Origin of the sequence: Pseudomonas sp. PDNC002 (assembly GCF_016919445.1) — a bacterium.
In the GTDB taxonomy this organism is placed as follows: Bacteria; Pseudomonadota; Gammaproteobacteria; order Pseudomonadales; family Pseudomonadaceae; genus Pseudomonas.
In genome coordinates, this window is record NZ_CP070356.1 from 3,199,166 (window position 1) to 3,221,204 (window position 22,039).

General features: G+C 56.1%; 20 protein-coding genes and 2 tRNA genes. 19 read left to right on the top strand and 3 right to left on the bottom strand.

All coding sequences use genetic code 11. From position 1 onward, the window contains the following. Positions 1-15: 15 nt before the first annotated feature. Entirely contained in the window at positions 16-1,299 is a 1,284-nt protein-coding gene (locus JVX91_RS14775) for an FAD-binding oxidoreductase (RefSeq protein WP_205334972.1), read from the bottom strand. A 186-nt stretch (positions 1,300-1,485) separates the two neighbouring features. On the opposite strand from JVX91_RS14775, the gene JVX91_RS14780 reads away from it, so the two are divergent. Both JVX91_RS14780 and JVX91_RS14785 read left to right on the top strand, forming a co-directional pair. Continuing rightward, a tRNA-Val gene (locus JVX91_RS14780) sits at positions 1,486-1,562 on the top strand. Positions 1,563-1,700: 138 nt separating this feature from the next. Then, positions 1,701-2,222, top strand: coding sequence for a DUF4946 domain-containing protein (locus tag JVX91_RS14785; RefSeq protein WP_205334973.1), 522 nt, complete (start codon positions 1,701-1,703; stop codon positions 2,220-2,222). A gap of 67 nt (positions 2,223-2,289) precedes the next feature. Here the strand turns inward: JVX91_RS14785 and JVX91_RS14790 are convergent, their stop codons facing one another. Further along, the gene (locus JVX91_RS14790) at positions 2,290-2,514 is read right to left on the bottom strand and encodes a hypothetical protein (RefSeq protein ID WP_205334974.1); all 225 of its coding nucleotides are present in this window, start codon (positions 2,512-2,514) and stop codon (positions 2,290-2,292) included. Between the two features lie 445 nt (positions 2,515-2,959). Then, on the bottom strand, positions 2,960-3,313 hold the full coding sequence (locus tag JVX91_RS14795) for a histone-like nucleoid-structuring protein, MvaT/MvaU family (protein WP_205334975.1): 354 nt from the start codon (positions 3,311-3,313) through the stop codon (positions 2,960-2,962). A 256-nt stretch (positions 3,314-3,569) separates the two neighbouring features. On the opposite strand from JVX91_RS14795, the gene JVX91_RS14800 reads away from it, so the two are divergent. From JVX91_RS14800 to JVX91_RS14880, 17 genes are all read left to right on the top strand, one after another. Continuing rightward, entirely contained in the window at positions 3,570-4,403 is an 834-nt protein-coding gene (locus JVX91_RS14800; protein ID WP_205334976.1) for an alpha/beta hydrolase, read from the top strand. A 246-nt stretch (positions 4,404-4,649) separates the two neighbouring features. Next, positions 4,650-6,572, top strand: a complete 1,923-nt coding sequence (thrS, locus tag JVX91_RS14805) for a threonine--tRNA ligase (RefSeq protein ID WP_205334977.1) — start codon at positions 4,650-4,652, stop codon at positions 6,570-6,572. Next, on the top strand, positions 6,572-7,123 hold the full coding sequence (gene infC / locus JVX91_RS14810) for a translation initiation factor IF-3 (protein ID WP_169942760.1): 552 nt from the start codon (positions 6,572-6,574) through the stop codon (positions 7,121-7,123). The genes thrS and infC overlap by 1 nt, the downstream gene beginning before the upstream one ends. A gap of 60 nt (positions 7,124-7,183) precedes the next feature. Beyond that, positions 7,184-7,378 carry a 50S ribosomal protein L35 gene (gene rpmI, locus JVX91_RS14815; protein ID WP_205334978.1) on the top strand — a complete coding sequence of 65 codons (195 nt, stop codon included), beginning with the start codon at positions 7,184-7,186 and terminating at the stop codon, positions 7,376-7,378. 21 nt (positions 7,379-7,399) lie between these two features. Then, positions 7,400-7,756: a 50S ribosomal protein L20 gene (rplT, locus tag JVX91_RS14820; protein WP_003099086.1), complete on the top strand. Its 357-nt coding sequence runs from the start codon at positions 7,400-7,402 to the stop codon at positions 7,754-7,756. Positions 7,757-7,853: 97 nt separating this feature from the next. Further along, positions 7,854-8,870: a phenylalanine--tRNA ligase subunit alpha gene (gene pheS / locus JVX91_RS14825; protein ID WP_024763164.1), complete on the top strand. Its 1,017-nt coding sequence runs from the start codon at positions 7,854-7,856 to the stop codon at positions 8,868-8,870. Between the two features lie 34 nt (positions 8,871-8,904). Next, positions 8,905-11,283 (top strand): phenylalanine--tRNA ligase subunit beta, encoded by a 2,379-nt coding sequence (pheT, locus tag JVX91_RS14830; protein ID WP_205334979.1) that lies wholly within the window; start codon positions 8,905-8,907, stop codon positions 11,281-11,283. A gap of 3 nt (positions 11,284-11,286) precedes the next feature. Next, the gene (gene ihfA / locus JVX91_RS14835; protein ID WP_003090661.1) at positions 11,287-11,589 is read left to right on the top strand and encodes an integration host factor subunit alpha; all 303 of its coding nucleotides are present in this window, start codon (positions 11,287-11,289) and stop codon (positions 11,587-11,589) included. Continuing rightward, the gene (locus JVX91_RS14840) at positions 11,570-11,926 is read left to right on the top strand and encodes a MerR family transcriptional regulator (RefSeq protein ID WP_015476661.1); all 357 of its coding nucleotides are present in this window, start codon (positions 11,570-11,572) and stop codon (positions 11,924-11,926) included. Before ihfA ends, JVX91_RS14840 begins: the two co-directional genes overlap by 20 nt. Positions 11,927-12,011: 85 nt before the next feature. Beyond that, positions 12,012-12,088, top strand: a tRNA-Pro gene (locus tag JVX91_RS14845). 204 nt (positions 12,089-12,292) lie between these two features. Then, a complete protein-coding gene (locus JVX91_RS14850; RefSeq protein WP_205334980.1) occupies positions 12,293-15,073 on the top strand; it encodes a type I restriction-modification enzyme R subunit C-terminal domain-containing protein in 2,781 nt (926 codons plus the stop codon). Next, the gene (locus JVX91_RS14855; protein ID WP_205334981.1) at positions 15,070-16,833 is read left to right on the top strand and encodes a restriction endonuclease subunit S; all 1,764 of its coding nucleotides are present in this window, start codon (positions 15,070-15,072) and stop codon (positions 16,831-16,833) included. Before JVX91_RS14850 ends, JVX91_RS14855 begins: the two co-directional genes overlap by 4 nt. 5 nt (positions 16,834-16,838) lie before the next feature. Continuing rightward, the gene (locus tag JVX91_RS14860; RefSeq protein ID WP_205334982.1) at positions 16,839-18,548 is read left to right on the top strand and encodes an AAA family ATPase; all 1,710 of its coding nucleotides are present in this window, start codon (positions 16,839-16,841) and stop codon (positions 18,546-18,548) included. Continuing rightward, a complete protein-coding gene (locus JVX91_RS14865; RefSeq protein WP_205334983.1) occupies positions 18,548-19,330 on the top strand; it encodes a hypothetical protein in 783 nt (260 codons plus the stop codon). Before JVX91_RS14860 ends, JVX91_RS14865 begins: the two co-directional genes overlap by 1 nt. Before the next feature lie 23 nt (positions 19,331-19,353). Then, positions 19,354-20,823, top strand: coding sequence for a class I SAM-dependent DNA methyltransferase (locus JVX91_RS14870; protein WP_205334984.1), 1,470 nt, complete (start codon positions 19,354-19,356; stop codon positions 20,821-20,823). Between the two features lie 23 nt (positions 20,824-20,846). Then, positions 20,847-21,839 carry a restriction endonuclease gene (locus JVX91_RS14875; RefSeq protein ID WP_205334985.1) on the top strand — a complete coding sequence of 331 codons (993 nt, stop codon included), beginning with the start codon at positions 20,847-20,849 and terminating at the stop codon, positions 21,837-21,839. 14 nt (positions 21,840-21,853) lie between these two features. Then, a complete protein-coding gene (locus tag JVX91_RS14880; RefSeq protein ID WP_205340017.1) occupies positions 21,854-22,039 on the top strand; it encodes an AlpA family transcriptional regulator in 186 nt (61 codons plus the stop codon).

A 22,039-nucleotide genomic window follows, 5' to 3' on the forward strand; every position in this document is an offset into this window, starting at 1 on the left:
GTGCGATGCGGAGCGTCAGACGCCCAGCTTGTCGCGCAGGGTGTAGTACCAGGCGCCGATTGCGGAGAACGGTACCTGGAACATGCGACCACCCGGGAAGGGGTAGTGCGGCAGGGTGGCAAAGGCGTCGAAGCGCTCGGCCTGGCCGCGCAGGACTTCGGCCAGCAGCTTGCCCGCCAGGTGGGTGTAGGTGACACCGTGACCCGAGCAACCCTGGGAGTAATAGATGTTGTCGCCGATGCGACCAACTTGCGGCAGACGCGAGAGGGTCAGCAGGAAGTTGCCGGTCCAGGCGAAGTCGATCTTCACGTCCTTGAGCTGCGGGAAGACCTTGAGCATCTTCGGACGAATGATTGCCTCGATGTTCGACGGATCGCGCGCACCGTAGACCACGCCGCCGCCGAAGATCAGGCGGTTGTCGCCGGTCAGGCGATAGTAGTCGAGCAGGTAGTTGCAGTCCTCGACGCAGTAGTCCTGCGGCAGCAGGGACTTGGCCAGGTCGGCGCTCAGCGGCTCGGTAGTGATCACCTGGGTGCCGCACGGCATGGACTTGGAGGCCAGTTCCGGCACCAGGCCGCCGAGGTAGGCGTTACCGGCTACAACGATGAACTTGGCCTTCACGCGGCCTTGCGGGGTGTGCACGACCGGGTTGGCGCCACGGTCGATTTTCACGGCAGGGGACTGCTCGTGGATCACGCCGCCCAGGGACTCCACTGCTGCAGCTTCGCCCAGGGCGAGGTTCAGCGGGTGGATGTGGCCACCGCTCATGTCGAGCATACCGCCGACATAGCTGTCGGTCTTGACGACCTCGCGGATGCGCTTGGCATCCAGCAGTTCCAGCTGGGTGTGGCCGAAACGCTCCCACAGCTTCTTCTGCGATTCCAGGTGGCCCATCTGCTTGGCGCTGAGGGCCGCGAACACGCCGCCGTCCTTCAGGTCGCACTGGATGTTGTACTTGGCGATACGGTCGCGAATGATGCGGCCGCCTTCGAAGGCCATGTCGCCCAGCAGTTTGGCCTGCTTGGCGCCGACAGTGCGCTCGATGACGTCGATGTCGCGGCTGTAGCTATTGACGATCTGGCCGCCGTTACGGCCCGACGCACCGAAACCGACCTTGGCGGCTTCCAGTACGGTGACCTTGAAGCCGTTTTCCAGCAGGAACAGGGCGGTCGACAGGCCGGTGTAGCCTGCGCCGATCACGCAGACATCGGTTTCCACCTCGCCCTGCAGTTCAGGACGGGCCGGAACCGGGTTGGCCGAAGCTGCGTAATAGGAAGAGGGGTAGGAAGTGTGCGGCATAATGCACCTGTGTTTGTTATTTTTTACGAGATGTGAGGATGCTACCTGAGTCGAATCTGGTCGGCTAGTGCCCGTGCAAAATAATTTACGGACGGTCGAACATAAAAAAATTCACTTTTTCAGTGGCTTAGCTGAAAAAAGTGCTTGACCGTCGAAAACGATCGCGTAGAATGCGCCCCACACGACAGGCACATAGCTCAGTTGGTTAGAGCACCACCTTGACATGGTGGGGGTCGTTGGTTCGAGTCCAATTGTGCCTACCAAACATAATCGCTTCGGCGATTTCGAAAAGGGCGATCCGAAAGGATCGCCCTTTTTCGTTCGCCTTCAGGAAAGTGGCTTGCCCGCAGAATGTCTGGCGGCGCCTGCTATGGTGTCCCTTGCGATGGTCGGAGGTGAAGATGAGCGGTCTGCGATCCTGGTTGTTGCTTGGCGCGCTGCTGGTGTCGGTGCCGGCTTTGGCGGAGATGCAGGTGATCTGGCCGCAGGGCTGGGAAGTCTCGCGCTCGCCAGTGGATGCTGCGGTCGATGCGCCGGTGATTCGTCAGCGTGGTGTGCGCGTGGGGGAGGACGGCTCGCAGGAGTTGGTCATGGAGGTCACGCGTAGCCGGTTAGGCACCGTCGCCTCGGTCAACGTCGAGAATGTCATCGTCGAAATGCGCAAGGCGTTGCAGAAGGACTTCATGCGCCAGGGCTTCCAGGCTGCATGCAGCAAGCCGCTGGATGCCAAGCTGGGTGGACTGGATGGTCTGGAGGTGCACTGCGGTATCAGTCAGAACGGCACCGAGGTGCTCAAGCAGACTCTGCAGGTTGCGCTGGGTGATGGCGCGGCCTATTCGCTGACCTATGCGGCACCGTCAGGGCGCTATGCGGACTTGGCGAGGGAGATCGAGTCGGTGAAGGCTGGGATCAGCCTGCGCTGATTGTGTCCTTATATAGAAAGCAGAAAAGCAAAAGCCCCGCTCATGCGGGGCTTTTCTCGTTTCAAACTCAGGCGGCGACGGTGGCTTGCACTCGCTGGATCACCGCATTCAGCGGTGCCTCGTCCTGGTATTGCTGGGGGTAGAGGCGCTCGGTGTGCTTGGCGATGCCATGCTCGTTCACCAGGGTGAAGCTGAAGCCGTGCTTGCGCTTGGCCTGGATGACGCAGTTCAGAGGGGCGAAGGCCGCCGAAAGGGTGCGAATCGCCTCCTGGATGTGCAGGGAGGTTTTCATTGTCTTGTCTTTCCAAATAGGTAACGGTCCTATGACCGTTGAAATCGTCAAAAGCTCCGGGTGCGATCTGAATATGCAGAAAACGTGTGACCGGAATATGGCAGCGAATAGAAACTTTAGGTTCGGGTCGCGTCAGTCTGCGGTGTTGGCTAAAAACAATTGGACTGACGAGTGCGCGGTGCGCTCGGGCAAACTTTCCTGGCGCGGCTGACGTGCTCTGGAAATGATGCGGAGGATGCGCTGGCCGTGGCCCTGTAGAGCCCAGCTTCGACCCTGGATCAAGGTAGGGAAGTGCTGGGAGGGGCGACCTTGGGTTTGGTGCTCGCTTTCAGGATTGTATGGATTTCTGTCGCCAATGGCCAGTTTTTATACAGCCGTCGGTCAGAACCATTGCGAGACAGGTAGCAAACTCCGCGGAGCGGGAGCGCTCCGCGGAAATTCGGACTTACTGTTGCAGCCAGGATTCGACGGTGTCGCCGCCGTACTGTTGCTTCCAGGCTTTCAGGGTCTTGTGGTTGCCACCCTTGGTTTCGATCACTTCGCCGGTCTGCGGATTCTTGTAGACCTTCAGTTGGCGGGTGCGGCGCTGTTGGGGCGGAGCGGGTTCGGTGGATGGCTGCGGATCGAGAATGTCGATGACATTACGCAGGTTCATGCCGTACTGGTCCATCAGGGCTTGCAGTTGATCCTTGAACTCCAGCTCTTTTTTCAGTCCGCCATCGCTCTTGAGTTTCTCGAGCAGAGCGAGTTGTTCCTTGAGTTGGCGTTCGGCTTCGCGGAATTCCGCAAGTTTGGACATCTAGGTGCTCCCGTGAGGCGAGGTTGATTTGTTCGGCGTGATTCTCTGTTTTTGTGAATGTTCGCGTCAACTCTGAATATCAATTGTTGCGATTTTTAAAGCACAGTTTAAATGTGTGGAACCTTTCGATGGTGGTGATTTAGTTTTGCTCTGCGAGATAATGCGCGAGCTAAATGGGGGGATTAAATCCCTCCCAGGTCAATAAGTCCTTGCAAAATCTGTGTGCTTTATCGTGGTGCGTGAGTGCGAGTGTTGAATGAATAGCGAGATAGTGCGGTATCGAGTGAATGATTACGAACTGACGTGCCGGGAGGCCGGGCGAGGCATTCCGCTCGTGCTGGTTCACGGTTCGCTCTGTGATTATCGCTATTGGCAGGGGCAGTTCGAGGCATTGTCGGCGCGCTATCGCGTCATTGCGCCCAGCCTGAGGCATTATTTCCCAGAGCAATGGGATGGCGAGGGTTCGGGATTTACCACTGGCCAGCATGTGGGAGATGTCCTTGCTCTGCTGGATCAGTTACCTGGCCCGGTCCATCTGCTGGGGCATTCCCGTGGAGGCAACCTTTGCCTGCGTGTTGCGCTGGCTGCGCCCCAGAGGTTGCGGTCATTGGCAATGGCTGATCCCGGCGGCGATTTCTCGCAGGATGTATTCGCACATGCCTCAATCGAGTCGCCATTGTCGCCGATGGAACGTAATCAATTCCGCCAGCAGGCGCTGGATATGATTCGAACCGGGCAGATTCAGGCGGGCCTGGAGTTATTCGTCGATACTGTCAGCGGTTCTGGGGTCTGGGCTCGCTCTTCTCGGCAATTTCAGGAAATGGCTACGGCGAATGCCATGACGCTGATCGGGCAGGTGCAGGACCATCCAGCGCCAATTGCCTTGGCGCAACTCCAAGAACTGCGGTTGCCGGTTCTGCTGATAGGCGGGGCGAGAAGCCCGGAGCCTTTCCCAAGGATCGTTCAAGCGCTGCAGGCGGGAATTTCTGACGCCCGCACTTCGATGATTGCTGGTGCGTCACATGGCATGAATGTCATTCGCCCGGCGACCTTCAATCGGATCGTGCTGGAATTTGTCGATCAATACTGAGTGAAGTCAGGGGCGCCTGCTCGTCAGTCAACGAAAGTTGAAGTAACATCCGTCGCCTTGTTCGTCATTCTTGGCGGGCAAGACTTCATTCGATTTCTTCCAGTGATCTACGTCCGCGCGCGAAAGCGCAGGGTGCCGACAAGGCGCCTGCCACTGTGAGGCAGGCTTGCCCGGCGGGCGACGCTTACTGGCACATCCCAACCCATGTGGCCTTTCGTAGGGGTCACCACTAGGAGAGGAGGCGCCATGCCCATCATTACTCTTCCCGACGGTAGTCAGCGTTCCTTCGATCATCCGGTCAGTGTGACCGAGGTGGCGCAATCCATTGGCGCAGGCCTGGCGAAAGCCACCCTGGCCGGCAAGGTCAACGGCCGCCTGGTCGATGCCTGCGACATCATCGACAGCGACGCGACCCTGCAGATCATTACCCCGAAGGACGAGGATGGGCTGGAAATCATCCGCCACTCCTGCGCCCACCTGGTGGGCCATGCGGTCAAGCAGCTGTATCCGACCGCCAAGATGGTCATCGGTCCGGTGATCGACGAAGGCTTCTATTACGACATCGCCTTCGAGCGTCCCTTCACGCCGGAAGACATGGCTGCGATCGAAAAGCGCATGGCCGAGCTGATCGAGAAGGACTACGACGTCATCAAGAAGATGACCTCGCGTGCCGAAGTCATCGAGACCTTCAAGGCTCGTGGTGAGGAGTACAAGCTTCGTCTCATCGACGATATGCCGGATGAGAAGGCCATGGGCCTGTATTTCCACGAAGAGTACGTGGACATGTGTCGCGGCCCGCACGTGCCGAACACTCGCTTCCTGAAAGCCTTCAAGCTGACCAAGATTTCCGGTGCTTACTGGCGTGGCGACTCGAAGAACGAGCAACTGCAGCGCGTTTATGGCACAGCTTGGGCGGACAAGAAGCAGCTGGCGGCGTACATCCAGCGCATCGAGGAAGCCGAGAAGCGCGATCACCGCCGCATCGGCAAGCAACTCGACCTCTTCCACCTCCAGGAAGAAGCGCCGGGCATGGTCTTCTGGCATCCGAACGGCTGGACCGTCTATCAGGTGCTCGAGCAGTACATGCGCAAGGTCCAGCGTGACCACGGCTATGTGGAAGTCCGCACCCCGCAGGTTGTCGACCGCATCCTCTGGGAGCGCTCCGGCCACTGGACCAACTACGCCGAGAACATGTTCACCACTTCGTCGGAAAGCCGCGACTTCGCTGTCAAGCCGATGAACTGCCCATGCCACGTGCAGATTTTCAACCAGGGTCTGAAGTCCTACCGCGATCTGCCGCTGCGCCTCGCTGAGTTCGGTGCCTGCCACCGCAACGAGCCGTCCGGCGCGCTGCACGGCATCATGCGTGTGCGTGGTTTCACCCAGGACGATGCCCACATCTTCTGCACCGAGGAGCAGGTGAAGAAGGAAGCGGCCGACTTCATCAAGCTGACCCTGCAGGTCTACTCGGACTTCGGTTTCAGTGATGTCTCCATGAAACTGTCCACTCGTCCGGCCAAGCGCGTTGGTTCCGAAGAGCTGTGGGACCGCGCTGAAAGTGCGCTGGCCGACGCACTGAACGAATCCGGCCTGGAATGGGAATACCAGCCGGGCGAGGGCGCCTTCTACGGTCCGAAGATCGAGTTCACCCTGAAGGACTGCCTCGGCCGTAACTGGCAGTGCGGTACCCTCCAGTACGACCCGAACCTGCCGGAGCGTCTGGATGCCAGCTATATCGCCGAAGATAACAGCCGTACCCGTCCGGTCATGCTGCACCGCGCGATCCTGGGCTCCTTCGAGCGCTTCATCGGTATGCTCATCGAACACTACGCCGGTCTGTTCCCAGCCTGGCTCGCGCCGACCCAGGCCGTGGTGATGAATATCACTGACAAGCAGGGCGAATGGGCTGAAGAAGTGGTGCGTCAGCTCGAGCAAAGCGGATTCCGTGCCAAGTCTGACTTGAGAAACGAGAAAATTGGCTTTAAAATCCGCGAGCATACTTTGCTCAAGGTTCCCTATCTGTTGGTTATCGGTGATAGGGAAGTTGAATCGCAGGCCGTCGCCGTACGTACGCGCGAAGGGGCAGACCTCGGCTCAATGCCGGTCGCCCAGTTCGCTGAGCTGCTTGCTCAGGCGGTTTCCCGGCGTGGTCGCCAAGACTCGGAGTAATCATTATTAAGCGTGAAATGAGACAGGATAAGCGGGCTCTCCCGAAACCGCCGATCAACGAAAACATCACTGCCCGTGAGGTTCGTCTGATTGGTGCTGACGGTCAACAGATTGGCGTGGTCTCCCTCGATGAGGCCCTCCGTCTAGCCGACGAGGCCAAGCTGGACCTGGTGGAAATTTCTGCTGATGCGGTGCCCCCTGTCTGCCGCATCATGGACTACGGCAAGCACCTCTTCGAGAAGAAGAAGCAAGCCGCTGCTGCGAAGAAAAACCAGCACCAGCAACAGATCAAAGAAATCAAGTTTCGTCCAGGGACGGAAGAAGGGGATTACCAGGTAAAACTACGCAACCTGGTACGTTTCCTTAATGAAGGGGACAAGGCCAAGGTATCGCTTCGATTCCGTGGTCGTGAGATGGCCCACCAGGAGCTGGGCATGGAGCTGCTCAAGCGAGTCGAAAACGACCTCGCTGAAATCGGCACCGTGGAACAGCATCCTAAGCTGGAAGGACGCCAGCTGATGATGGTCATCGCTCCCAAGAAGCGTAAATAACCTCCCGGGCACTGGCAGGCCTGATGGTTATCAGTTGTTAACGAATGCGGAGTACTAAACATGCCAAAGATGAAAACCAAGAGTGGCGCCAAAAAGCGCTTCAAAGTGACTGCTGGTGGCATCAAGCACAAGCACGCTTTCAAGAGCCACATCCTGACCAAAATGACCACCAAGCGTAAGCGTCAGCTGCGCGGCACCTCGCTGCTCGCTGCTTCCGACGTTCGCCGTGTAGAACGCTCCCTGCGTCTGCGTTGATTTCTGGTAGAGGATAGATAAATGGCTCGTGTTAAGCGTGGCGTGATCGCCCGTCGTCGTCACAAGAAAATCCTGAAGCTCGCAAAAGGCTACTACGGCGCGCGTTCGCGTGTGTTCCGCGTTGCCAAGCAGGCGGTAATCAAGGCTGGCCAATACGCCTACCGTGACCGTCGTCAGCGCAAGCGTCAGTTCCGCGCCCTGTGGATCGCCCGTATCAACGCTGGTGCTCGTCAGAACGGTCTGTCCTACAGCCGTCTGATCGCTGGCCTGAAAAAGGCGGCCATCGAGATCGACCGTAAGGTCCTGGCCGATCTGGCTGTGAACGAAAAAGCGGCGTTTACCGCGATTGTCGAGAAAGCGAAGGCCAGCCTGGCTTAAGCCCCACGACAGTTACCGGATCTCGGTCCGGACGTAACGTCACCGATAGGGGAAGAGCCTTACCGCTCTTCCCCTATTTTGTATCTGGAGTTGGTACATGGAAAACCTGGACGCGCTGGTTTCGCAGGCCCTGGACGCCGTGCGAAACACCGAAGACGTCAACGCCCTGGAGCAGATCCGGGTTCACTACCTCGGCAAGAAAGGCGAGCTGACCCAGGTCATGAAGACCCTGGGCGACCTGCCGGCCGAAGAGCGCCCCAAGGTCGGCGCGCTGATCAACGTCGCCAAGGAAAAGGTTCAGGATGTGCTGAACGCCCGCAAGGCTGAGCTGGAGGGCGCCGCCCTCGCCGCCAAGCTGGCAGCCGAGCGCATCGACGTGACCCTGCCGGGCCGTGGCCAGTCCTCCGGCGGCCTACATCCGGTCACCCGCACCAAGGAACGCATCGAGCAGTGCTTCACCCGCATCGGCTATGAAGTGGCCGAGGGTCCGGAAGTCGAAGACGACTACCACAACTTCGAAGCGCTCAATATTCCGGGCCACCACCCGGCTCGTGCCATGCACGACACCTTCTACTTCAATGCGAACATGCTGCTGCGCACCCATACCTCGCCGGTACAGGTCCGCACCATGGAAAACCAGAAGCCGCCGATTCGCATTGTCTGCCCGGGCCGCGTGTACCGCTGCGACTCCGACCTGACCCACTCGCCGATGTTCCACCAGGTCGAAGGTCTGCTGGTCGATGAAGACGTCAGCTTCGCCGACCTCAAGGGCACCATCGAGGAATTCCTCCGCGCCTTCTTCGAGAAGGAATTCTCCGTCCGCTTCCGTCCGTCCTTCTTCCCCTTCACCGAGCCTTCGGCGGAAGTCGATATCCAGTGTGTGCTCTGCAGCGGCAAAGGTTGCCGCGTCTGCAAGCAGACCGGCTGGCTGGAAGTCATGGGTTGCGGCATGGTCCACCCCGACGTGCTGCGCATGTCTGGCATCGACCCCGAGAAATACCAGGGCTTCGCCTTCGGCATGGGTATCGAGCGCCTGGCCATGTTGCGCTATGGCGTGAACGACTTGCGCCTGTTCTTCGACAACGATCTGCGGTTCCTCGGCCAGTTCCGCTAGCCCGCACGACCGTCAACGCATTTAGGAGAGCAGGATGAAATTCAGTGAACAGTGGCTGCGGAGCTGGGTAAATCCGCAGGTTTCCCGTGACGAGCTGGTAGCTCGTCTGTCCATGGCCGGCCTTGAGGTCGACGCCGTGATCCCGGTCGCCGGCCAGTTAAGCGGTGTGGTTGTGGGCGAGGTGCTGTCGACTGAACAGCACCCGGACGCCGACAAGCTGCGCGTCTGCCAGGTCAGCAACGGTTCGGAGACCTTCCAGGTCGTCTGCGGCGCACCCAACGTGCGCCCAGGCCTGAAGATCCCCTTCGCCATGATCGGCGCCGAACTGCCTGGCGACTTCAAGATCAAGAAGGCCAAGCTGCGCGGCGTTGAATCCAACGGCATGCTCTGCTCGGCCAAAGAGCTGGAAATCAGCGAAGAGAACGCCGGCCTGATGGAGCTCGCCGCGGATGCGCCGGTGGGCGCCAACATTCGCGACTACCTCGAACTGGACGACGCTTCCATCGAGATCGGTCTGACTCCGAACCGCGGCGACTGCCTGTCCCTGACCGGCCTCGCTCGCGAAGTCGGCGCGCTGTATAGCGCCGAGGTCAAGCCGGTAGTGGTCAGTGCCGTTGCTCCGCAGATCGGTGAAGTGCGCAGCGTTGAGCTGCTGGCTCCCAAGGCCTGCCCGCGCTACCTTGGTCGCGTCGTCCGCAATGTCGATCTGAGCAAGCCGACCCCTCTGTGGATGGTCGAGCGCCTACGCCGCTCCGACATCCGCAGCATCGACGCCGCCGTCGACATCACCAACTACGTGATGATCGAACTGGGCCAGCCGATGCATGCCTTTGATCTCGACGAGATCAAAGGCGGCGTGCGTGTACGCATGGCGGAGGAGGGCGAGAAGCTCGTCCTGCTCGACGGCCAGGAAGTCACCTTGCGTGCCGACACCCTGGTGATTGCCGACCACGAACGCGCCCTGGCCATCGCCGGCGTGATGGGTGGCGAGCACAGTGGCGTCAGCGCCAAGACCCGCGACCTGTTCCTCGAGAGCGCCTTCTTCGACAGCATCGCCGTGGCGGGCAAGGCCCGTTCCTATGGTCTGCACACCGATGCCTCCCACCGCTTCGAGCGTGGCGTGGACTCGCAACTGGCCCGTCGCGCCATGGAGCGTGCTACCGAGCTGCTGCTGCAGATCGTCGGCGGCGAAGCTGGTCCGATCGTGGAAGCAGCCAGTGAAGCGGACCTGCCCAAGGTTGCTCCGGTCACCCTGCGTGCCGAGCGCGTTACCCAGATGCTGGGCATGACCCTGGAAAACGCCGAGATCGAGCGTCTGCTCACTGCGCTGGAGTTCGACGTCCAGAAAGCCGGTGCCGATGCCTGGACCGTTGGTGTGCCAAGCCATCGCTTCGACGTCTCCATCGAAGTCGACCTGATCGAAGAGCTGGGTCGCCTTTACGGCTACAACCGTCTGCCGGTGCGCTACCCGCAGGCACGCCTGGCGCCGAACACCAAGTCTGAGTCGCAGGCCGAACTGCCGGCGCTGCGCCGCCTGCTGGTCGCCCGCGACTACCAGGAAGCTATCACCTACAGCTTCATCGATCCCAAGCTGTTCCAGCTGTTCCACCCCGGTATCGAGCCGCTGATGCTGGCCAACCCAATCTCCGCCGACATGGCCGCCATGCGAGCCTCGCTCTGGCCGGGTCTGGTGAAGTCTCTACAGCACAACCTCAACCGCCAGCAGACTCGCGTGCGCCTGTTCGAAAGCGGCCTGCGCTTCGTTGGTCAGCTGGAAGGCCTGGTGCAGGAAAACATGCTCGCCGGCGTCGTCTGCGGTGCACGTCAGCCGGAAGGCTGGGCCAACGGTCGTGAGAATGTCGACTTCTTTGACGTGAAAGCCGATGTCGAAGCATTGCTGGGCAATGCTGGTGCCATCGAAGCTTTCACCTTCTCCCCGGCGGAACACCCGGCGCTGCACCCGGGCCAGACCGCCAAGATCGAGCGCGATGGCGTGCTGGTCGGCTACCTGGGCGCTCTGCACCCGGAGCTGGCCAAGGCGCTGGATCTCGATCGTCCGGTCTACGTTTTCGAGCTGGTGCTGGCCGAAGTGGCCAAGGGGCGTCTGCCGAAATTCAGCGAACTGTCGCGCTTCCCCGAAGTACGCCGTGACCTGGCTCTGATCGTCGATCTGGATACTCCGGCCGAGTTCGTGCTGGCCAATATCCGTGAAACGGCGGGCGAATGGCTGACGGATCTCAGGTTGTTTGACGTCTACCACGGTAAAGGCATTGATCCGCTTAGAAAAAGCTTGGCCGTTGGCTTGACCTGGCAGCATCCATCACGCACTCTTAATGATGACGAGGTGAACGCGACTACGCAGAATATCGTCGCCTCGCTGGAACAAAGGTTCAACGCCACGTTAAGGAAGTAGCGTATGGGGGCTCTGACGAAAGCTGAAATTGCTGAACGTCTGTACGAAGAGCTGGGCCTGAATAAGCGGGAAGCCAAGGAACTGGTGGAGCTCTTCTTCGAAGAGATCCGCCAGGCGCTGGAGCATAACGAACAGGTGAAGTTGTCGGGTTTCGGCAACTTCGATCTGCGCGACAAGCGCCAGCGTCCCGGACGCAACCCGAAGACGGGAGAGGAAATCCCGATCACAGCCCGGCGCGTCGTCACCTTTCGTCCAGGGCAGAAACTGAAGGCCAGGGTTGAAGCTTATGCTGGAACCAAGTCATAACGACGAGCTGCCCCCCATTCCGGGCAAACGCTACTTCACCATCGGTGAGGTGAGCGATCTTTGCGCGGTGAAGCCGCACGTGCTGCGGTACTGGGAACAGGAGTTCCCGCAACTCAACCCGGTCAAGCGAAGAGGCAACCGGCGCTACTACCAGCGCCAGGACGTGCTCATGATTCGCCAGATCCGCGCGCTGCTCTACGACCAGGGCTTCACCATCGGCGGCGCCCGCCAGCGCCTTACCGGCGACGAAGCCCGCGAGGACGCTACCCAGTACAAGCAACTGATCCGGCAGATGATTGCTGAATTGGAAGATGTACTGCATGTCCTGCGCAAGTAACTGAAAAAAATGGAAAAAGTACTTCTCCGAAGCAATTGCTTGGGGTATAGTGCGATCCGCTTCTGAGGGAACTCAAAAGCAACGTCGGGGCGTAGCGCAGCCTGGTAGCGCACTTGCATGGGGTGCAAGGGGTCGAGTGTTCGAATCACTCCGTCCCGACCAAAAAACCCTAGAAAATCCAGTCACTTAGCGGTGGCTGGATTTTTTTATGCCTGCAAATTTTATAGCTCTTCTGGTTTTTTGGCTTTCTGGTTGCCAATTGGTTGCCAATTGAGATTGGCTTACTCAAACTCCTGTGATGCATATCGCAGCAAGTTTTCGAGAGCTCGAGCTCAACGGGGCCTAAAAAACGCAGGGATCAGCGCCATGACGCCAGAATCAAAAGCACGCCAGCAGATTGACCAGAAGCTTGAGCAGGCTGGCTGGATCGTCCAGGACATGAAACAGCTCAATTTGGGTGCGACGCGTGGTGTGGCTGTGCGGGAGTTTCACACTGACTCCGGGCCTGCAGATTACATGCTTTTTGTGGATCGGGCCCCAGTGGGGGTAATAGAAGCTAAAAAAAACAGCGCGGGCGAAAACCTCACTGTCACCGAAAGCCAAACCGAGCGCTACGCCAACGCCACACTCAAGCATCGCAAGGACAACATCCCGCTGCGTTTCTTGTTTGAGGCCACCGGCCAGATTATCCGCTTCACTGATGGTGCCGACCCGGTACCTCGTTCGCGCGAAATCTTCCACTTCTTCAAGCCGGAAACGCTGGCGTCCTGGCTGGCTCAGCCCGATACCTTGCGCCGCCGTCTTGCAGAGCAAATGCCAGCCTTGCCCGAACGCAACCTGCGCGACTGCCAGATCAGCGCCGTCACCGGGCTAGAAAAGTCGCTGGCACTGAACAAACCTCGTGCCCTTGTGCACATGGCTACAGGTGCAGGCAAGACCTTCACATCAATCACCTCGGTCTACCGTCTACTCAAGTTCGGTGGTGCTAAGCGCATCCTGTTTCTGGTGGATACCCGTAACCTGGGCAAGCAGGCTTATCAAGAGTTCATGGCCTACACGCCGCCCGATGATGGCCGTAAGTTCACCGAGCTCTACAACGTTCAACGACTTGCATCGCCCAACATCGACCCTCATGCGCAAGTGTGCATCAGCACCATCCAGCGCATGTACTCGATCCTCTCCGGCGAGCCTATCGACGAGTCTGCTGAAGACATTTCGCTTAACGAAGTGCAACAAACCGCCAGGCAGGAAAAGTTCGTCCGCTACAACCCGGGCGTGCCGGTGGAAACCTTTGACTTCATCATCATCGACGAGTGTCATCGCAGTATCTACAACCTGTGGAAGCAGGTGCTCGATTACTTCGATGCCAGCCTGATCGGCCTCACCGCCACCCCTGACAAGCGCACCTTCGGCTTCTTCAATGAAAACATCGTTGCTGAATACACCTACGAGCAATCGGTGGCCGATGGCGTAAACGTCGGCTATGACGTCTACGAGATCGAAACAGAGATAACCCAAAAAGGCGCCGAACTTAAAGCGAAGGAATGGGTGGATCACCGCGACCGCCAGACCCGCAAGAAGCGCTGGGGTGAAACTGAAGAAGACACCGCCTACACCGGTAAAGAGCTGGACCGCTCGGTGGTCAACGTAAGTCAGATCCGTCAGGTGATTCAGGCCATGAAAACCGCCGTGGAAACGCAAATTTTCCCGGCTCGTAAAGAAACGCCCAAGACACTGATCTTCGCCAAAAACGATAGTCATGCCGACGACATCATCAACATCCTGCGTGAGGTGTACGGGCAAGGTAATGCCTTCTGCAAGAAGGTCACCTACCGTGCGGAGGAAGACGCTGACAGCATCCTCAGTAGTTTCCGCAACGACTACAACCCGCGCATTGCCGTCACCGTGGACATGATTGCCACTGGCACCGACGTGAAGCCGCTGGAGGTGCTGCTCTTCATGCGAGATGTTCGCAGTAAGGGGTATTACGAGCAGATGAAGGGCCGTGGTGTGCGCAGTCTGGATGGCGACAGCCTCAAGCTCGTCAGCAACAGCGCAGATGGTGCCAAAACCCGCTTCATTCTCATTGACGCTGTGGGCGTGGAGAAAAGCCTCAAAACCGAAAGCCGACCACTGGAAAAGAAGCCTGGTGTGGCCCTGAGGGACTTGCTTCAAGGCGTGGCAATGGGCAGCCGCGACGACGATACAGTCCTCTCCCTAGCTAATCGCTTGGTACGCCTGGCTAAACAACTAGACAACAAGGCGCAGGTTCGCATCGAGAAGGCTAGTGGTGGTATTCCGATCGGCGAACTCGGCAAAAGCCTGATTGCCGCGCTTGACCCTGATGCCATCGTGCAAACTGCACTAGCCATCGCCAAGGCCAATAGTATTACGCGCAGCGAGGACACTCTGCTGCCTGAAGAAATCGAAGCTGCCCGCTCTGAGCGCGTGGCCGCCGCCTGTGCGCCCTTTGACAAACCTGAACTGCGCGATGAGATCGAGAACGCCCGCCGCGAGCGCGAGCAACTTATCGACCACATCAATCTTGATCAGGTCATGTTCAGCGGTTTCTCTGAGCAGGCCGAAGCTCAGGCTAAAGCCTTGATCCAGACCTTTGGCGACTACCTAAAGCAGCACAAGGACGAAATCGCCGCGTTGGAGTTTTTCTACCAGCAACCATACCAGCGCCGCGGGCTCACCTTCGACATGATCGAAGATTTGTACCAACAACTGAGCAAACCACCGCTGATGCTTACGACTGAGCGTCTGTGGAGTGCCTATGCGCGGGTGCAGTCCGGCGCCGTAAAAGGCGCTGACCGCAAGCGCCAACTCACCGATCTTGTGTCGCTGGTGCGCTTTGCGCTGGGGCTGGACTGCGAGCTCAAACCTTTTGCGGACGAGGTGGATAAGCGTTTCCAAGCATGGATCTTCCGCCATAACGCTCAACGCGGAGCCGCGTTCACAGCGGAGCAGACCGAATGGCTGCGCCTGATGAAAGACCACATTGCCAGTAGTTGCAGCATCAGTCGTGATGATTTTGATTACGCTGAACTGGCCGGAAAAGGTGGTCTGCAAAAGGTCTGTGGGCTCTTTGGCAAGGATCTAGATGGATTGATGAATGAGATGAATGAGGAGTTGGTGGCGTGAGCGAGTTATGGCAACTCCCAAAGTCCTGGGCTTGGGTGAAGATCGGAGAGGTTACCGATGTAGTTGGTGGTGGAACCCCTTCAACTAGTAATCCAGCAAGTTTTGATGGTGACATACCTTGGATTACGCCAGCAGACTTATCTGGTTACAAAGATAAGTACATACGTGCCGGGGCAAGAAACATAACCCAGCAAGGGTATGAAGAGTCGGGAGCAAGGTGGTTGCCGAAGGGAGCCGTACTCTTTAGCTCACGGGCCCCGATTGGTTATGTGGCGATAGCTGAAACCACAGTTACCACGAACCAAGGCTTCAAAAGCTTTATTCCTCGACAGGGAGTGGACTCCGACTTCCTTTATTACTGGCTTAGTTCGGCCAAACGGATTGCTGAAGAGTTGGCGAGTGGTACAACTTTCTTGGAAATTTCAGGAGCTAAAGCAGCTCTGATACCGTTTCCGCTTGCTCCCACAGCTGAGCAAATCCGAATCGTTACCAAGCTTGAGGGGCTGCTGTCCGAAATGGACGCTGGTGTAGCTGACCTCACGGCCGCTCAGAAAAAATTAGGGAAATATAGACAGTCGCTACTGAAATCTGCTGTAGACGGTGCTCTTACTGTTGAATGGCGTGCTCAGAAAAAAAGCACCGAAACTGGTGCTCAATTGTTAGAGCGTATCCTCTCCGAGCGCCGTTCCCGCTGGGAAGCTAGGCAGCTGACAAAATTTGCAGGGCAAGGTAAGTCTCCACCTAAAGGCTGGCAGAAGAAGTATCCAGAGCCAATACAACCAGATACCTCAAAGTTGCCACATTTACCGGAGAGGTGGGTGTGGGCTAGTGTGGAACAGATTGCATCAGATGATCCGTATAGTCTTGCTATCGGGCCATTTGGAAGTAACCTCAAAGTGCCTGACTATCGTGAGTCTGGAGTTCCTTTAGTCTTTGTTCGCAATATCCGGTCAGGTAATTACGGGGGAGGGTACACCAAGTACGTAACGCCTGAAAAGGCACGTGAGTTAAGTGCTCACAGCATTACAGCCGGTGATGTGCTGGTCACGAAGATGGGCGATCCGCCTGGAGATGCGGATGTCTACCCGAATGATCAGCCGCCTGCAGTTATCACTGCAGACTGCATCAAAATTCGATGCTGGCCTGGCCTCATTTTGCCTGACTATTTGAAGACGGTGATCAATTCGCACATAGGCAAGAGTCAAATCGAACCCATGACGCAAGGGGTAGCCCAAAAGAAGGTCAGCCTTGGTCGATTTACAAGTCTGGCTGTACCGCTGCCGCCAGCGGACGAGCAAGCGTCGATTGTACAAGCGGTAGCAGATGCTGATCGTGAGGCGTTGGAGCAGCTCGAGGCAATCAACTACTCCCTCAAGCAGGCAGCCGTACAACGCCAGAATATCCTGCGTGCCGCCTTCTCCGGACAGCTGCTTCTACAAGACTCAAACGATGAAGCCGCGAGCGTGCTGTTAGAGCGCATCCGTGTGGAACGTGCAGAGCGTGAAAAGCAACCCAAGGTGCGCAAACCAAAAAGGCAAAAGGGAATTGCAGTCAATATGAGCCAGCTCATTGATGTACTCGTTGAGGCGGGTGATTGGATCGGTGCCTTGGAAGCTTTCCGTAAATGTGGGATGACAGACGGAACGGACATTGACCGTATAGAGGAGCTTTACGCTGAGCTGCGTCGACTGGACAAGTCAGGCCAGCTTGAGGTGCGTCGTGAAGGTAATTACGACATGCTTAGACTCAAAGCGGAATAATCTCTATGCGTTTAGATAAGATCAGAATCGGCTCGGAAAAAGTTGGTGACAAGCAACGCTTTAAGAATCTGAAGAACGTTGAGATCTCCTTCGGCACAAAAGAATGGATTACCGTTGTAATTGGGTGGAATGGCACAGGGAAGTCCAATGTCTTGGAAGCGATTGCTACCTTGTTTCGTGATCTGATTATGGAAAAAGATAGGTGGGGTAATAAAGATCGACCAAGCTTTGCGTACAAATTACGCTACGTCTGTCAGGGGAAGGCTATCGAAATCGATGCGGACCCTGATCGAAAGGCTGACTGGTATGAAATATCATACTTAGTGCTTGATAAAAACTCGAGTGAGCTGCCGTCGATAGAAGGCTATGAGTCGATCCGATTCTCGCAGTTTAAAAAGCAGAAGGATGATTTTCTCCCGCGCTACGTATTTGGCTATTACTCGGGAAATAGCGATCGTATGCAGTCGGTATTTCGTCCCTATCTACAGCAGTACGACAAGAAGCTGCGTAATGTAAAGTCCGAAGACCCAGGTTTACGGCGCCTTTTCTATGCTCTCCCGGTACACAGTCAGTTTGTTCTGCTGGCCTTTGTGCTGCAGCAGGACGAGCTTGTTAAAGCCTTTCTGAACGATCAGCTCGGTCTGGATACAGATGCTGAGTCGGAGAGTGTTGACTCTGTCTTGCTTGTGCTAAATGAGCCATCCTGGAGTCTGAATAAGGGCAAGGTGCCGAAAGGTAAATACGGAGCGTGCCAAGACAATCCAGACATTTTCTGGGGAGCAGAAGGTGTAGTCAGAGGGTTTCTTGATCGTGTGCATAAAGTCGCCACTGCACCAGTTCATAATACTCGCAAGGATGAATCGACTTTCTGGAATAAAAAAAATCGTGAGTATGTCTATTTGTTTGTCAAGGATTTAGATCGTTTGGCGCAACTGATAGGCGATCAGTCTCCGCGTGAATTCTTTCGCGATTTGGAAAGCACATATGTGTCGGAGCTGATCAGTGAGGTGAGAATACGAGTAAAGCTGAAGAAGAACGATGGTAGTGTGACATTCCGCGAACTAAGCGAAGGCGAGCAGCAATTGCTTACGGTTCTTGGACTCTTGCGCTTTACAGCTGAAGAAGAGAGCCTGTTTCTACTGGATGAGCCCGATACCCATCTCAATCCACGTTGGAGCGTGGACTACATTGGTTACCTAAATCGCTTCATAACTTCAGGCTCTTCAGCTGAGAGCTCAAGTCACATTGTGTTAACGACGCATAATCCAATAGCTATTGCTGAGTTGAGTCGAGAGCAAGTTCAAATTCTCTATCGCAACAAAACCGATACCACCGTAATGGCGACCAGGCCTGAACAGGCTCCCCGAGGAATGGGTTATAGCGGTGTTATTACCAGTGATTTGTTTGGTTTAGGGTCAAGTTTAGATAAGAAGACTACTGAAGATCTTTTGAATCTGCATAAATTGTCCAGCAAAGAGCAGCCTCTTACCAAAGATGAAAAGATCGAGCTGCGACATTTAAGGCAGAAAATTGAAAAGCTTGACTTTAATTTCGCATCCGATGACCGTATGGAGCGTGAGTTTTTGCGTGCTCGATTTGATTTGATCAAGTCGCAGGACGAACTTGATGCGCCGATCCTGACGAAGAAAAATCGCGAGTCGGCTCTTTCTGCATTGGTAAAAGCTTTGCTTGCTAGTGACAAGGAGGATGATTGATGAAGTATATTGATCAAACTTCTCTTCCCTTGCCTCCGCGAAAAAAACAAGCTCTGGATCGAAGGATTGTTGCGGTAAATGCTATTCCATTAGCTTCAGATAAGACTGCATACATCAAGAATACTAATACTTGGGGGCTGCTTAAAAGTTGGCTTTCAGAGTTTAGCAGTGGGAAATGCTGGTATTGTGAAACAAGGTCAATTCGTGCTGTTTCTGATGTCGATCATTTCCGACCTAAAGCAGGTGTGACCAGCTTCCGAAAAAATCTTTCAGGCCACCTTGGTTACTACTGGCTGGCGTATGATTGGAAAAATTTTCGGTTTAGTTGTCAGCGATGCAATAGGCCCGAAGAAGATGAGAGTAAAACCCTTCGAGGTAAGCATAACGAATTTGCTCTTTGTGATGAAGGTAATCGAAATTTAACTCCTCAGTGCGCGAGGAATGAGGAGCCGCTTCTCCTTGATCCATGTGTAGAGAGTGACACGAAGCTCTTCGCTCATCTCGAAGGCGGTCTTGTTGCTCCTTCATCTCAGGATGGAACGTTGGAGTATCAACGGGCAGAGTATACGCGAGATGTCTTAGGTTTAAATAGTTTTGGTATGCCAGGAAGAAAGCGTGAAGCGTGGCAGCCTCTTAAATTGTTAATTGAGCTTCAGCCGGATGATCCCAAAGTACGCAAGTTGGTCGAGTCCAAGCTCGACGGTTCTGTTGAGTACTCTAGTTATTTTAGGTCGGTCATTGGCAGTTATCGCGAGATCGATTGGGTTGAGGCTCTTCTTTAGCTTGTTTCTCTGGGTGTTTTGTTATGAATACAAGTACTTTGGTGCAAAAGGTTTGGAGCTTCTGTCACACTCTTCGCGATGACGGTGTAGGTTATGGCGATTATCTGGAGCAACTCACCTATCTATTGTTTTTGAAGCTGGCACATGAGTATGCGCAAGAACCGTACAATCGCGACACCCACATCCCAAAGGGCTATGGGTGGGTCAGTCTGACTTCTAAGGTCGGCGAGCCGCTGGAGGCTCATTACCTGGCTACCTTGCACAAACTGAGTAACGAGCCGGGAATGCTGGGCGCGATCTTTTTCAAAGCCCAGAACAAAATTCAGGATCCAGCAAAGCTATCCCGGTTAGTGCAATTGATTGATGCCGAGAGCTGGATCAGCCTGGATGCCGATACCAAGGGCGATCTTTACGAAGGTCTGTTGCAGAAGAACGCCGAAGATACCAAGAGTGGTGCCGGCCAGTATTTCACTCCACGTGTGCTGATTGACGCTATGGTTGCCTGCATTCGCCCCGAGCCAATGAAAACTATTGCCGATCCGGCCTGCGGTACTGGGGGGTTTTTCTTAGGCGCGTATAACTGGCTGACGCGCCCGGGTGCTAAGCTGGATAAGCGCCAGAAAGAGTTCCTGAGGGACAAGACTTTTCACGGCAATGAAATCGTGCCGAGCACGCGCCGCATGTGCTTGATGAACTTGTTTCTGCACAACATCGGTGAGTTGGACGGAGAGCCTTCAGTTGAGCGTTCTGACGCCCTGATATCCGAGCCCAAGCTAAAAGTGGATTACGTGCTGGCTAACCCGCCTTTCGGCAAGAAGAGCAGCATGACCATCACCAATGAAGAAGGTGAGGAAGACAAGGCGCTGACCTACGAGCGGCAGGACTTCTGGGAAACCACATCTAACAAGCAGCTCAACTTTCTGCAGCACATCGTCAGCATGCTGAAGGCGGACGGCAAAGCGGCCGTGGTGCTGCCCGACAATGTGCTATTTGAGGGCGGGGCTGGTGAGAAGATTCGTCGTAAGCTGCTAGAGAACTGTGATGTGCATACCGTACTGCGGCTGCCGACCGGCATCTTCTATGCGCAGGGCGTGAAGGCGAACGTGGTGTTCTTCGATGCCAAGCCCAAGAATGGACAAATCCATACCAAGGGCATGTGGCTCTACGATTTGCGCACCAACAAGCATTTCACATTGAAGGCGCGCACACTCAAATTGGACGATTTGCAAGATTTCATCACCTGCTATAACCCGGAAAATCGTCACGAACGCACTGCTACTGACCGCTTCAAATTCTTCAGCTACGAGGAATTGATGGCGCGTGATAAGGCCAGTCTCGACATCTTTTGGTTGAAGGACGAAAGCCTAGATAACCTCGACGATTTACCGCCGCCGGACGTGCTGCAGCAAGAGATTATTGAGCATCTCGAAGCGGCGCTGCTCGCTTTTCGAGAGGTTTCTTTGAGCCTGCCTCGATCAGAGATTATTGATTAAGTTTGATTTCCGCTGGAGAAGACATGAGCCGTATGTGGATGGTGCGTGGCGAATCTGGAAGCCTTTACGATGCCTTTCGCGAGCGTGAGGTTGCGGCAATTGGCTGGAGCCAGTTAGCACCTCATGCTAAGCCTGGTATTGGGCGCAAAGAGCTCACTGCCATGTATCAAGCACTTGAGCCGCAGCTGAAAAAGGGCTCGACGGTTGCAGGTGCTTCGCAAGTTTGGCGTTTCGTTAATGAGGTCGCGGTCGGTGATTGGGTTGTGACTTACTCGCCGGCTAACCGCTTGTATCTTGTCGGTAAGGTAGCAGGGGAGGCGGAACATCATCTGGAATGGGCAGAGCAGGGCATGGCTCTGGTGCGCAAGGTTCAGTGGCAGCAACAAGAGTTGCCGCGCGATAACTTGGGCACCAACACCAAGAACAGCTTGGGCTCGACATTGACCTTGTTCGAAGTACCTTCCGATGCCGCTGCTGAAGTGTTTGAGGCGCTGAAAGGCAAGCCAGTAGCGCCGAAGGAAGATGAGGCTGAGGAAAGCATTGCTGACCCGTTGGCAGATGTTGAAGCTCAGGCACTAGAACGCATCAAGGATCGCGTGAGCGAGCTGGATTGGGATGACATGCAGCAGCTAGTAGCAGGGATCCTTCGCGCAATGGGTTACAAGACTCAAGTCTCGCCACCTGGTTCCGATCGAGGCAAGGACATCGTTGCCTCGCCTGACGGCTTTGGTTTCGAGCACCCGCGGATTGTTGTGGAGGTCAAGCACCGCAAAGGGCAGATGGGCAGCCAAGATATCCGCAGTTTTCTGGGCGGGCGGCATAAAGATGATCGGGGCCTCTATGTGAGCACGGGGGGCTTTAGCAAAGATGCCCAGTACGAGGCTGACCGGGCCTCTATTCCTCTGGCGATGTGGACATTGGATCACGTGGTGCGCGCGCTCATTGAGCATTACGACGCAACCGACGCTGAGACCAAGCGCATCGTGCCTTTGAAACGGCTGTATTGGCCCGCGTGATTTTGGGCTTGCTTATGAGGATTATTCGTCTGAAGGACGTCATCGACTCGACTGGCATCGCACGATCCACAATCTACAAGCTCATTGGCGAGGGGGCGTTCCCCAAACCAGTCCCTCTGGTTGGTCGGAGTGTTGGCTGGGTTGAAAGTGAGGTTCACGAGTGGATCCGGGGCAGGATAGTGCAGCGAGACCTCAGTTAA